This window comes from Stenotrophomonas rhizophila, assembly GCF_000661955.1.
GTDB lineage: Bacteria > Pseudomonadota > Gammaproteobacteria > Xanthomonadales > Xanthomonadaceae > Stenotrophomonas > Stenotrophomonas rhizophila.
The window spans coordinates 1836632-1848947 of sequence record NZ_CP007597.1 but is presented as its reverse complement, the minus strand read 5'-3'; the positions used below and the strand labels follow the sequence as shown (position 1 = coordinate 1848947).

General features: G+C 61.8%; 15 protein-coding genes and 1 tRNA gene. 7 read left to right on the top strand and 9 right to left on the bottom strand.

Annotation, left to right across the window (positions count from 1 at the left end; genetic code table 11):
- Positions 1 to 55: 55 nt before the first annotated feature.
- The 6 genes from DX03_RS07890 to DX03_RS07865 form a co-directional block, all read right to left on the bottom strand.
- Positions 56 to 607, bottom strand: a complete 552-nt coding sequence (locus DX03_RS07890; RefSeq protein ID WP_038687760.1) for a CPBP family intramembrane glutamic endopeptidase — start codon at positions 605 to 607, stop codon at positions 56 to 58.
- A 191-nt stretch (positions 608 to 798) separates the two neighbouring features.
- Positions 799 to 1596, bottom strand: coding sequence for a bifunctional hydroxymethylpyrimidine kinase/phosphomethylpyrimidine kinase (gene thiD / locus DX03_RS07885; protein WP_038692057.1), 798 nt, complete (start codon positions 1594 to 1596; stop codon positions 799 to 801).
- 79 nt (positions 1597 to 1675) lie between these two features.
- Entirely contained in the window at positions 1676 to 3025 is a 1350-nt protein-coding gene (locus DX03_RS07880; protein WP_051598780.1) for an acyl-CoA thioesterase/BAAT N-terminal domain-containing protein, read from the bottom strand.
- A gap of 105 nt (positions 3026 to 3130) precedes the next feature.
- Positions 3131 to 3835 carry a LytR/AlgR family response regulator transcription factor gene (locus DX03_RS07875; RefSeq protein WP_038687758.1) on the bottom strand — a complete coding sequence of 235 codons (705 nt, stop codon included), beginning with the start codon at positions 3833 to 3835 and terminating at the stop codon, positions 3131 to 3133.
- On the bottom strand, positions 3832 to 4836 hold the full coding sequence (locus tag DX03_RS07870) for a sensor histidine kinase (RefSeq protein WP_038687756.1): 1005 nt from the start codon (positions 4834 to 4836) through the stop codon (positions 3832 to 3834). The genes DX03_RS07875 and DX03_RS07870 overlap by 4 nt, the downstream gene beginning before the upstream one ends.
- 497 nt (positions 4837 to 5333) lie before the next feature.
- Entirely contained in the window at positions 5334 to 6578 is a 1245-nt protein-coding gene (locus DX03_RS07865; protein WP_038687754.1) for an MFS transporter, read from the bottom strand.
- Positions 6579 to 6682: 104 nt separating this feature from the next.
- On the opposite strand from DX03_RS07865, the gene DX03_RS07860 reads away from it, so the two are divergent.
- Positions 6683 to 7648 carry an AraC family transcriptional regulator gene (locus DX03_RS07860; RefSeq protein WP_038687751.1) on the top strand — a complete coding sequence of 322 codons (966 nt, stop codon included), beginning with the start codon at positions 6683 to 6685 and terminating at the stop codon, positions 7646 to 7648.
- A 19-nt stretch (positions 7649 to 7667) separates the two neighbouring features.
- Here the strand turns inward: DX03_RS07860 and DX03_RS07855 are convergent, their stop codons facing one another.
- Positions 7668 to 7880, bottom strand: coding sequence for a hypothetical protein (locus DX03_RS07855; RefSeq protein WP_038687749.1), 213 nt, complete (start codon positions 7878 to 7880; stop codon positions 7668 to 7670).
- A 191-nt stretch (positions 7881 to 8071) separates the two neighbouring features.
- Here DX03_RS07855 and DX03_RS07850 point away from each other — a divergent pair, with 191 nt between their 5' ends.
- From DX03_RS07850 to DX03_RS07835, 5 genes are all read left to right on the top strand, one after another.
- Positions 8072 to 8503, top strand: a complete 432-nt coding sequence (locus DX03_RS07850) for an H-NS family nucleoid-associated regulatory protein (RefSeq protein WP_081797321.1) — start codon at positions 8072 to 8074, stop codon at positions 8501 to 8503.
- A 78-nt stretch (positions 8504 to 8581) separates the two neighbouring features.
- Positions 8582 to 8776, top strand: coding sequence for a hypothetical protein (locus tag DX03_RS07845; protein ID WP_038692051.1), 195 nt, complete (start codon positions 8582 to 8584; stop codon positions 8774 to 8776).
- Between the two features lie 18 nt (positions 8777 to 8794).
- Positions 8795 to 9133, top strand: coding sequence for a hypothetical protein (locus DX03_RS07840; RefSeq protein ID WP_219335247.1), 339 nt, complete (start codon positions 8795 to 8797; stop codon positions 9131 to 9133).
- Positions 9134 to 9229: 96 nt separating this feature from the next.
- Positions 9230 to 9730 (top strand): DUF4189 domain-containing protein, encoded by a 501-nt coding sequence (locus tag DX03_RS20660; RefSeq protein ID WP_081797182.1) that lies wholly within the window; start codon positions 9230 to 9232, stop codon positions 9728 to 9730.
- Positions 9731 to 9791: 61 nt separating this feature from the next.
- Positions 9792 to 10238: a lysozyme inhibitor LprI family protein gene (locus DX03_RS07835; protein ID WP_038687747.1), complete on the top strand. Its 447-nt coding sequence runs from the start codon at positions 9792 to 9794 to the stop codon at positions 10236 to 10238.
- An 81-nt stretch (positions 10239 to 10319) separates the two neighbouring features.
- On the opposite strand, the gene DX03_RS07830 is transcribed toward DX03_RS07835, so the two are convergent.
- Both DX03_RS07830 and DX03_RS07825 read right to left on the bottom strand, forming a co-directional pair.
- A tRNA-Ser gene (locus DX03_RS07830) sits at positions 10320 to 10409 on the bottom strand.
- Positions 10410 to 10564: 155 nt separating this feature from the next.
- Positions 10565 to 11557 (bottom strand): LysR family transcriptional regulator, encoded by a 993-nt coding sequence (locus tag DX03_RS07825; RefSeq protein WP_038692047.1) that lies wholly within the window; start codon positions 11555 to 11557, stop codon positions 10565 to 10567.
- 125 nt (positions 11558 to 11682) lie between these two features.
- On the opposite strand from DX03_RS07825, the gene DX03_RS07820 reads away from it, so the two are divergent.
- Entirely contained in the window at positions 11683 to 12264 is a 582-nt protein-coding gene (locus DX03_RS07820) for an FMN-dependent NADH-azoreductase (RefSeq protein ID WP_038687745.1), read from the top strand.
- Positions 12265 to 12316: the final 52 nt, after the last annotated feature.

The window sequence follows — 12316 nt, the reverse complement described above, 5'->3', positions numbered from 1 at the left end:
AACTTACCGTGAGAGAGTCATCCGTCGATCAACCCCTGCCCCACAGCCACCTTGATCAATACCAACCAAGGTATAGCGTCATCACTCCCCACGTGTCGATCAAGCCGTGCGCCAACACGAGCGACCAGAGGTTGCGTCCAGATCGGAGGTAGGCAAACCCAAAGAGTGCACCGACCAGACCGGTCACGACGATCCCCGACAGCCCTTGATTTGCATGCATGAGACCGAAGACCAGTCCGCCAGTCAACGACGCGAAATATATGCGGCCGGGCAGCAAAGCGAAGAGCACGTGAAGCTGGTGCATGAGGAACGCGCGAAAGACAAGCTCCTCGCCGACTGCTGCACTAAGCCACGCGCCAGCAACAAGCGTCATTGCAGCAGGCAAATTGCCAAGCAAGGGCCCGTAGCCGCTGTAGTCGGCCTTCGTGTCCGTCAGCTGATCCACGAGAGGTTGAATGAGCGGGTCGACAAGGCCAACAACAATCCCGACCAGCAAGGCCATCCACACCAGCGTTTGGCCGAAAGATCGCAGGTGTAGCCCGCAAGAGGATGATGAGCGCGTCTCCATCCAAACCAACGTCACGCCTAGCAGACCGACCAGGGGCATGCGCCACGGGAATGGAAGCCACGGGAAATATGACAATGCAAGCACACATGCCACCAGGAGCAGCCTGATGGGCATCGCTATGCGGATGTGCGGGCTTGAGGGCACTGTCGAATCAGAGGTGTTCTGCATAGGGATTCTTCGTGTCTAAGGTCGGTCGTCACCTGGGGAGCCGTCTCAGTCCCGTGGAGCGACTAACGCCACAAGGCGTGGAAGTGGTGGACAGGGCCCTGCCCCTGGCCTACGTCGAGCTCCTGAGCTGAGCTTATAGCACCGCTTAGATAGGCCTTCGCCTCCCCGACTGCATCAGCTACAGGCATTTTGGGAATCAACGCGGCAAGTGCCGCAGATAGCGTACAGCCCGTTCCATGCGTGTTTCGCGTGGCGATCCTCGGGGCGTTGAAGGTCCACCTCCCTCCATTTCCGGCCAGCAGGTCAGTGCTCTCATCACCCTTCAGGTGTCCACCCTTCAACAGCACCCACTCGCTCCCAAGCTTCACCATTGCATCCAGGGTGTGATGCATCTGCTCAATGCTGGCGGCCTCGGGCACACCAAGCAAGTCGCTGGCCTCGGGCAAGTTGGGAGTGACGATCGTGCATAGCGGAAGCAGCTCATCCCTCAGCACCGCAACCGCGTCTTCCTCCAAGAGGCGGTCACCACTTTTGGCCACCATCACTGGATCCAGGACAATAGGGCACGTGGCACGCTCACGGAGCGTCTTCGCGATAGCTCGGGCAACGCCCGCGTTGGCAACCATGCCAATTTTGATTGCATCCACGCGCACGTCATCGAAGACAGCCTCAAGCTGCGCCCGCACGAAATCGGGGTCAAGTGCTACAAATCGCCGGACACCTTGGGTGTTTTGGGCGACAACGGCAGCAATGACGGTCATGCCATACGCACCCAGCGCTGAGAACGCTTTAAGGTCTGCTTGAATGCCGGCGCCGCCGGTGGGGTCTGTTCCTGCAATGCTCAAAACGTTGGGGATCACGTGTTTCTCCAAAAACCCGGTCAACCGCAGAGCCCGAGAGCTTAGCGCTCGGCCTGCGCAGGGTGAACTGCCTATTCGTTCACTTCGACGCGGGGAGCGAATCACGGTCACTTTTCAGTGCCGATCGCAGGAACCGGATGACAGCCGCACCCCCCTCGCGATCTGCGCGCGCATAGCCCGTGGGGGTGCCGCCCACTTGCAGGTAAGGACCCAGGTCGTGTCGATAGGAGGTTGGCTGCCAGAACGGGGAGATCAAGTGCCCGGCATCACTGAAATAGACGATCTCGTCCGACTTATCACGATGATGCTTCGCCAAATAGCGACTCGCCACCGCCGCCATCTCACCAGAGAAACCAAGCCGATCGTCTCCAGCCGCCACGAGCATGAGCGGGCCGTTGATATTCTCGATCGGCAACATGGCAGATTTCAACGCCGACTGCGCCGTAGCGTCTTCCTCATCAAGCCATCGCGAATCCTCCCTATACGGCAGGAAGGGCAGATCGTTCCCCTTCAACGTCAGACCGGGCTCATCGACCGCACGGAAGTCAGCCGGTGCGATATCGCGCCGTATGCCGCGGAAGGGCGCGGGACTTCCCACTATCGAGACCACGGCGCGCAGGCGCTGATCATGCGACGCGGCCGCCATGGCAATCGTGCCGCCCCAGGACCCTCCCAACACACCTATTCCAGACGCGTCGACGTAGCTTTGCTCTTCCAGCCAATCCACAGCCACCGACACAGGATCAATCGGAACCCGCACGAGGTCCTTAGGCAAGCCAGGCATGCGGTAGTAGGCCACTGACATGGCCAAGAACCCATGAGAGGCAAGCCAGGCGGCATACATGTTTGCGCTCTCAATGCCACCCTCGGAGCCACCGAGCGTAATGACGACGGGATGACGGCGGCCGTCTGTCAGCACTCCCCTGGGTGCATAGATGTTGGCGACCAGGCCAGGAGACTCCACAGTGAACGCGGAGACGTCTTCGCCGTCGATCCAGCGGCGGAGTTCGACGGTTTCCGCGACGTTTCCTTCAATAACCATTTCGAGCGTGAAAATCGCAGGCTCGAATCGCAGGTCTCCATCCCTCCTTTTGATGGGGAAAGGCGAAGGTCTTCCTGGACCGTCCGGCTTCATCGACCAGAACAGCCCGGTCTGATCGACTCCCGTATAGCTACCCGCCTCGGCGGCCGTCGTCGAGGGGTCAACCCTGCCTTCCAGATCCGCTCGATAAACCGCGTTGGAGCGCCAGCGGGTGCCCTTTGAGTCACGCATGGCCAGCCTGAGCTCAACGACATCCGTGGGCCGCACGCCTGAGACAGACACCCCCAGTGGCGCGTCAGCTCGACTGTCTGCCGAGATGATGTTAAGCGTCGCGGCGTAACTATTGGCGTAAGCCAAAAGAAGCGATAGGAGGGCGAATCGACGCATCGAGGTGGCGCTCTGAGGGAGACCTCAAAGCGTGCGGGCAGGACGCATCCCTGAGACGGACTTTGGCGTGAGCCGTGCTCCACGTGGCACCAATCGTGCAGACATCTACGGCAATCGCGGCAAACTGGCTTCGAGCTGTGTTCGGAACTGTCGACTGACCCGAAGGATCGTGCCGTCAGTGAGTTCCAAGAGAGCGTCCTGGTTTCGCGCGGAACGAAGTGCTGCGATGCGCCTTACATTCACCAATGAGGATCGGTGGATACGGAGAAACCCACTTGGTTCCAACGCCTCCGCAAGACTTGCCATGCTATCGCGGCGCAAATACGTATCCTTTCCCACATGGATGCACACGTAATGGCCAGCTACGTCGACATAGTCAATGTCTGCCGGCAACAGATAGACCGTCCGATCGCCCGATTGAACCGCTAGACGCACGGTGCGCTCGACCTTTCCATCGAGGCGCTCCCGGACACGGCGCATGGCCAACTGCAGGCGATCTGGGTCCACCGGCTTTAACAGGTAATCCAACGCCCCGGTCTCGAAGGCGCGAACGGCGTGTGCACTGTATGCGGTGATGAAGACGATGTGCGGCACCAGTTCCTCAAGATGCTGCACGAGATCCAAGCCGCTGCCATCCGGCAGCCCGATATCGAGAAGAATGAGATCGACATCTCCAAAGTTCGCGCGCTCAAGCGCAGCTTCCAACGTTGATGCCTCCCCTACGATCGTGACGTCAGGTTCGCTCGCCAGCAACCGAATGAGTCGCGCTCGCGCAAGAGAAATGTCGTCAACAATCAGCGTGCGAATCACGGTTGATAGTGTTCCATCAGCGGGAGACGGATTGAAGCAATGAACCGATTCTTCTCACATTGAGTCGTCAACGATGCCCCCGCCCCGTGCGCCAGTACCAATCGTTTCCTGAGGTGGTCCAAGCCAATGCCCAGACCGCCAGATGAGCGCCTGTTGACCGAGTTCACCACACTGATGACAAGGTCCCCGTCTTGAAGGTTGGCCCCAATATTGATCTCGACTGCCCCGTCAGTATCCGCGCCGTGTTGGATGGCATTCTCTAAAAGCGGCTGCAACACCATCGAAGGGACGGATGCGTCCCAAGCACCGGGCTCGATCTCCGCAACGAACGTAATGTTGCCGGATAGCACCTGATGCAATTCGATGAACTCAGCGCATGCCCCAATCTCGTCCCTCAAAGCCACCGCAGGAGCGCTTTCCAGCAACGCTCGAAGCAAGTTTGCGACATGACCCAAGGCCCGGTCAGCTTTGGGAGCATCATGATATCCAAGCTCGCCGATGGCATTGAGCGCGTTGAAGATGAAGTGCTGGTGTAGCCGTGATCTCAATGCTTCTTCGTTCAAACGCGCCAGAAGGCTCTCTCGCTCGCTTTTCAGGGCCGTATGGGCCAACAGCTGCCCTACCCCCATGACAGCCAGGTAAAGCGGTATGGCAAATAGAGCGGTGGCCACCAAAGCACGCTGACTGCTGCGCAGATCCAACTGCCCTTGCCCAGCAAGTCCGAACATATTCAAGACGCCATGCCCCAATCCCCAGCCCGCCCCTGTTAGAAGGGGAATCGCTAGAAGACCGAACAATGCAACCCAAATCAGGTGGTAAGCAGACCGGCCAGCTCCGATGATCCATCGCTCTGAGAGACCGAACAGCATGGGGGTGGCCAATGCCCATGGCGTGTAGCTGCCGACGAGAAACAAGAAGGCATGCAGGATATCCGAAGCGCTCCGCGCGCCATCTGATGGGCTCGTCAAGACGACGGCAGGTGTGTAGGCAAACGCGAGCACGAGCCAAGACAGCCCAACCCAACGCCATCGAACTCTCAAGATGGACTGATTGCCAGGCATTCAAGTGTTCAAAGACGTGGGAGTGGTGTTCGACTTGGTCAAAGGAGCCGCAGGGATCGAATCATCCAAGCCATTTTCTACTCCCCTAGACAGAATGCAAGAGTAAGCCATGGCACTCCAGGAAGTGGATATGCCCGGCTCTTCATGACGACTCATCGCCAAGCAACCAAGGACAATCAAGCCGAGCGCAGGGAGCATGCTCGTCACCGTCACTCTATCGCCGGGCTTGTCTTTGTCGCCGGCACCTACGCTCTGGACGATGCCGGATTGGCCGGCGCGCTTTTGGTCCACCTGCGGAGCCGCGTCGCACGTCACATGGCAACCTCTACACAGCCTCTGACCTGGTTGAGGGCCATCCATCCGGGATAGCCAGCGTACTGCCCCTTCTCCTTTTCGCCATTCGGGCTGATCCCCCTGCCACTCAGGGGGGAGGACGGCTAGATGTGAAAGGCCGGACCCGCCGAGACCGTCGCCGAGCTCACCCTGACCCGAAGCGCAATGAGCAGGCTGGCCAGCAGCATCACCACCGCAGCAACGGTGAGGACGGCAACGATGCCCCCAAGCCCGAACACCAGGCCACCCAAGGCGGCCCCCGCCGCGATGGAAGACTGCACAGCAGCGACCACCATCCCGCCGGCACTCTCGGCCTGATCGGGTACCGCACGGGCGACCCAGCTTGACCAGGCAACGGGCACGCCGCCGAAGGCCAGGCCCCAGAGCGCGACCAGGATCGCCAGCCCGCCCACGCCCACCGGCAACAGGAGCATGCCGAGCGCGGCTACGCCCACCAGGGCAGGCATGACCACCAACGTAACTTTCAAACTGCGCTCCATGAGCCAGCCGGCCAGTAGGGTGCCAACGAAGTTCGCCACACCGAATCCGAGCAGAATCAGGGCCAGGCCATCGGCGCTCATCTGCCCCAGGCTTTCCAGCGTCGGGCGGATATAAGTGAAGAGCGCGTACTGACCGGTGTGCGCCAGAACGCAGCCGAGCATGCCCACCGCAACGCCCGGCCGGCGCAAGAGACCCGCCACCGACTCCGGAAGCGCCGCCTTGCGCGGGGCCATTCGGGGCAGCGTGAACCACTGGAACGCAAACGTGAGTCCACCTACCGCCGTCGCCGCCCAGAAGGCGCTGCGCCAGCCCAGCAGCCCGCCGAGGTAGCTCCCCAACGGAACGGACACCACCGTGCCCACCGCAATGCCGCTGAAGATGATGGACAGCGCGCGAGGCACGCGCTGCGGCGGCACCAACCGCATGGCCACGGCCGCTGCCATGCTCCAGAAACCGCCCAGCGCGACGCCCAGAAGGACGCGCATCACCAGCAGGACGCCCATGCTGTACGACAACGCCACCAAGGCGTTGGAGAGGATCATCAGACCCGTGAAACTCAACAGTACTAGGCGCCTGTCGATCGACCGGGTCAGCCGAGGCACAAGCAGGCCAGCGAACAGGGCCACAACCGCAGTGACCGTCACCGCTTGACCGGCCAGCGCCTCCGACACCCCCAGGTCCGCCGCCATCGGCGTCAACAGGCTCGCAGGCAGATATTCGGCCGTGAGCAGCCCGAAGACACCCATGGCCAGCGAAAACACGGCCACCCATGCCGGTGAAGACGGCTCCCCGCTCTCCCGGGTCACAGAATCAGGCGCGCCTGCGACATCCACTACGTTATTGCTCATCAAAGATCCCAGTGCATTCGTGCAGCCGAGAGTCTAGGGAGCCATGTCAGGATGATCTATGATTGTTCAACCTGTCCTTTTGATCGAAACCCCGGACCGTCTACATGAGCCACGCTCCACCCCAGCCCTCCGACCTGATCAGCGAGCTGCTGACCGGCATGCGGCTGCATGGCGTTCAATACCGGCGCATTCAGACCGGGCCGACCTTTGGGCTTGGATTTCCCCCGAAGCCAGGGCATGCCTACTTCCATTACCTGGCCGTGGGCACCGCGATTCTTCGCGGCGCGGACGGCAGCCAACACCTTCTCTCTGCCGGGGATGTGGTCCTTCTTCCCCGCGGAGAAGGCCACGCGCTGCTGTCGGGCGAGGACCATCCCGTCCAGTGCCTGGAAACGATAGACGCCGCCCCATTGGGTGACACGGTGAGTGGCATAGACACATGCCCGAGCACCCATGCCGTGCCAAGCGCCGTGCTCTTCCACGGATGCATGGTGGTCGATCTGGGGGGCATGCAAGGGTTGAGCAAGGTGATGCCGGCGGTGATGTTGGCCGATGGCAACGCCGCTCAGTTTCCCGGGCTGTTGCCGATGGTCGACGCGATGAAGCGCGAGGTGTGTTCCGGACGTATTGGCTTTGCAGGCATACTCGCCCGGCTGGCGGATGCCGTTGCCGCCATGATCGTCCGTGACTGGGTCGAGCGCGGTTGCGACGGCGCATCCGGCTTGGTCATGGCCATGCGCGACCCCCGTCTATCGCTGTCGTTGCTTGCCCTGCACAGAGACCCTGGGCGTGACTGGACCGTCGAAGCGCTGGCGGCAGAATCCAACATCTCACGCTCTGTCTTTGCAGACCGGTTCCAGACCGTCATTGGAACCGCGCCCCTGCGGTATGTGACGGAGCTGCGCATGCAGTTGGCCAGCCAATGGCTGACCCACCAAAGCCTCTCCATCGAGGTCGTGGCAGAGCGTCTCGGCTACGCGTCGCAGGCAGCCTTCAGTCGCGCCTACAAACGCGTGATGGGGCACTCGCCTGGGGCGACTCGGCGCGGGCGCGCCTTGGCCTCGCCATAGGGGTGAGCTTGGCGGTCGCTCAAGCCGCCTGGGCGTCGTCCACGGGCTGCAGCCGGTTGGCGATCCCATCGAAGCGCGCCGCCTCTGTTCGAAGGCGATCGGCGGCAGCGCGTCGACTCGCCCTCGCCCGCCAGTCGCCACCCCGCTGCAGGTCCAGTGCGTCGGCCTGCAGCCACAGCGAAGCCGCCCGTGCGCGCGCCCAGCGCGCCTTTCCGATGTCTGCTTTCGTCATGGGTCCATGGTGAATACGGGGCGTCGCATGGCGCGATACGGAGGCAACGCTGGCTGACTGTCGTCCTGTCGCCTGACCAGGAACGGCCTGCCGGTGCCCAGCTGCCTGCGGTCCAATCGCTGAGGCCGCCTGACGTGATCGTCCAGCCATTTGGTATCTTGGGCGCCAGCTCTGCACAGATCCCGACCCCCATGCCCCGCAATACCTCGAACAATCCCTCCGCGTCGCTGCTGGACCTCCCTGCCGGCGCGATCTCGTCGGGAACAGCAACGGACAAGGCACTTCTCAGTGCAGCGACCAAGGAAGCCTACAAGCGCGTCAATCTGCTCCTGAGCGCTTACTTCGAGGATTTCAGCCCTGCGCAGCAGCGCAGGATCCGCGAGGCGATCGGCGCGAGCGCCCATCCGAAGCCACCCAAACAGGCCAAGGTTCCCAAGGTTCCGAAGGCACCCAAGGCTCCAAAAGAAGACCTGCCGCCGCGGTTCTGGCTGCCCTTCAGTGGTGAGACGTGGTCGGGACGAGGACGCCCGCCAGCAGCATTCCTCGCCTGGGAAGGCACCGTCGCCCATACCGAGTGGAAGAAGCGGCACCCCGGCGAGCGATTCCCGACCTACCCGGGCTGATTGCGGCTGCAAGGGCGCAGGCGTTCTGCAGCGCCAGCGTCTTCCTTCTCCGTCCAACCCTTTAAGCAGGAGCTGGAAATGACGCCTCTCGACAAAGCGATCCGTAGAGAACTGCAGGTCGGCGACGACACCTACACACTGACCATCGACCCGAGCGGGCTCAAGCTCGTGCTGAAAGGGCGGAGAAAGGGAGTGGAGCTGCAGTGGATGGAGCTGGTCAACGGTGACGCCGCGTTGGCTGCGGCGCTTCAGGCATCCCTTGCGGCCAAGTGAATCCAGGCTGGCGATCAGATGGCGCGATTCTCGATCTATAGCGGAATGACGTTGGTTGGCTACTCGTCGCTGGAGAGTGGAGATCCTCCCATGGGCGTTGCTTTCGGCCAGTTCGAGCCAACCGCTGGGTATCTCGCCATTCAAAACGAGTGCCGCACAAATCACGTCGACCAGTCCGGCTTGACCCTTTCAGTGAAAACCGAAGCAGGCTTGGTTGTTCCATCCATGGCAATCGCCATTCTTGACTGCACTGAAGATCTTTTGCCTGATTGCATCGAGATCAGCGTCCTGGGCATTCCCACCACTTTTTATGAAGCGTTGTTTCCTGACCATGTGATCAATTACACTCGCCAGTAACAGGGTCACGATACGTTGGCGGCAGAGGGGTCAACCGTCCAATCCATCGCCCGCTTGGGATGCCATCGGGCCATACCAAAGCGAAGGAGTTCGTACTTGAAGCGCATCAGTGTTTTAGGCGCACTACTTTTGTTTTCGTGCGTCAGCGCTGGCGCGCATGCCGAAGGAAACTGCCCGGCAGGTTTTTACCCGATTGGCGGACGCGCGGCTGCAGGATGTGCTCCCATCCCTGGTAACGGCAGAGGACAACAGCAAGTGCCAAGTGCTCCAGCGCCTGTGTGGGAGGACCGCTGGGGTGCGATTGCCGGCGACAAACCACAGGGCATTCTTGGTTTCTCGACCGGATTCCCAAGTGAACCTGCCGCACAGCAAGCAGCGTTGGCTGACTGCGCGTCGAAAGGCGGCGGCCGCTGCCAGATTGAGAACTCGTATAAGAACGGCTGCACAGCAATGATTGTTGGCGAACGGGTGTACAACATCGCGTCCAGAGCGACCGTGGATGAAGCGATTGCATCCGGCATCCAAAAGTGCGAAGAGGTCGACAGGAATTGCGTGGCTTCGTACAGCGCATGCAGCCCCCCAGTCCGTATCCGCTAACTGAAAGCTTCAAACAAAAATACTCTTTCTTGACGCGTCCTACGGACGGCAATCTCCCCGCATGAGAACACCAACCAGAACGTTTATCCTCAGCCTTGCACTCGTTATGTATGGATCGGGCGCGCAGGCGTATGAAAGCACCGCCCAGGTCATCAAACGTCAAGCGCCCGCAGGCATCAGCAATGTGTTCTATGGCTGCGTTGAAAAAGCGGAGTCAGACACCATCGCCCTTGCTGAATGTCAATCTGCGGAGAAGAAACGACAAGACGCGCGATTGAACACCGCTTACAGTTCGCTACTCAGCAAGCAGCGTGGTACGGACAAGGAAAAACTGATCCGCGCCGAACGCGACTGGCTGGATTTCCACAGCACCAGCAATGCCTTCGAGGCGTCACTCTATGGCAGCGAAACGGTGAGCAGCTTTCAAGTCATGCAGCGAGATATTTTCCGTCTCTGCGAGCGCGCCAATGTTCTGGAAGAATACCTATCGATCGCAAACGATCGGTAGCCGCAACTTGTTTCGTCTGCATGCCCCCTGCCTTCCCATCGAAATCAGGATGTTGATCTCAAATCAATGATTCAGGAGCAGTGGCGGAGAGAGTGGGATTCGAACCCACGGAAGGTTTGACCCTTCGCCGGTTTTCAAGACCGGTGCCTTAAACCGCTCGGCCATCTCTCCGTATCGGTAGCGCTTTCCGCGCCCCGCGTGCCCAGGTCATTGCAACCCGGGCGTCCGGTCGGGGCAGCGCCCCGTCCGGCATGGCTCCCCGGCACTGGCCGGGGGTCGCATTCTCGCATTTCAGGTGAGGTTTGCCCACCCGGCCGCTGTCGGGCTCAGCCCGCATCCACCGCCAACGCACCCAACGCACTGGCCTTGATCTTCTCCTTGGCCCGCTCACACGCGCCATCACAATGCAGGCGCGAGGCCTCCAGCTGCGGCGGCAGGTGTTCGGCCAGGAAGTCGATGAACACGCGCACCGCCGGCAGCAGGCCGCGACGCGAGGCGAACACGGCGTGGCAGATGCCCTGCGGCAGCGACCACTCGGGCAGCACCACTTCCAGCTCGCCGCTGCGGACGGCGTCGGCGCAGACGGTTTCGGGCAGCATGGTGATGCCGAACCCGTCCTTCACCATGCTCTGCAGCAGCGGGAAGTCGAACCCGGCCACGCGCGGCTGCAGGTCCACGCGGCGTACCGCGCCTTCCGGGCCGTGCAGTTCCCAGCGCTGGCGGGCTTCGTCTTCACTGATGCTCAGGGTGACGTGGTTGGCCAGTTCGTCCGGGTCCTTGGGGCGGCCGGCGCGGTCGAGGTATTTCGGGCTGGCTACCAGCAGTTCCTGCACCTGGCCGAAGCTGCGCATGACCAGGCTGCCGTCGTCGTCCAGCCGCGAGCGCACGCGCAGGGCGACGTCGTAGCCTTCATTGATGATGTCCACGCGGCGGTTGCTGATGTTCAGCTGCAGGCGCACCTTCGGGTACTGGGCCAGGAACTTGGGCAGCAGCTTGGGCAGCTGCATCTGCGCCAGTGAGACCGGCACACTGGCGCGAACCAGGCCGCGTGGCTCGGCGCTCAGCCTGTCCACCACCTCGCGTGCGGCCTGGGCCTCGGCCAGCATGGTCTGGGCATGGCGGTGCACGCTGGTGCCCACGTCGGTCACCGCGAAGCGACGCGTGGAGCGCTGCAGCAGGCGCACGCCCAGGTCGGTTTCCAGCTGGCTGATACGCCGGCTCAGGCGCGATTTGGGGATGCCCAGCGCGCGTTCGGCCGCGGCAAAACCGCCGTGGTCGACCACCATGGCGAAGTAATAGAGATCGTTTAGGTCGTGCATACCGAAGTTCCAGATATAGAACAATACGTGGTATTCAACCACCTTTATCCCAGCCAAGCAACAACCTAACCTGTTCTCCGTCGGCGGCGCCTTGCCCGCCCCTCCCCAGATAACAGGTGATTGCCATGAAGCTTCTTCACATCGATGCCAGCGTCCTTGGCGACAACTCGGTTTCCCGCCAGCTCTCGGCCGCCGTGGTCCAGCAGTGGCGCGACCAGGTGCCGGGCCTGGAAGTGACCTATCGCGACCTGGACGCCCAGCCCGTTGCGCACCTGCGCAGCAGCTCGCTGGCCCAGACCGACGCGGCCGAAGTCGCCGACGCGGCGCTGGTGCTGGAACAGTTCCTGGCCGCCGACGTGGTGGTTATCGGCTCCCCAATGTACAACTTCAGCGTGGCCTCCACCCTCAAGGCGTGGATCGACCGCTTGGCGGTGGCCGGCAAGACCTTCAAGTACACCGACACCGGCCCGGTGGGCCTGGCCGGCGGCAAGCACGTGATCGTGGCCAGCAGCCGCGGCGGCCTGCATACCGGCGCGCCGACCGACTTCCAGGACCCGTACCTGCGCCAGGTGTTCGCGTTCTTCGGGATCGACGATGTGGAATTCGTGCGCGCCGAGGGCATTGCCTATTCGCCGCAGCACCGCACCGATGCCATCGCCCAGGCGCTGGCCACCCTGCCGCAGCCGCGTGAGCTGGCCGCTGCCTAAGCTGTAACACCGCGCCGTTCCTCCTCGTCGTGGCGGCGTGGCGCGCAGCACC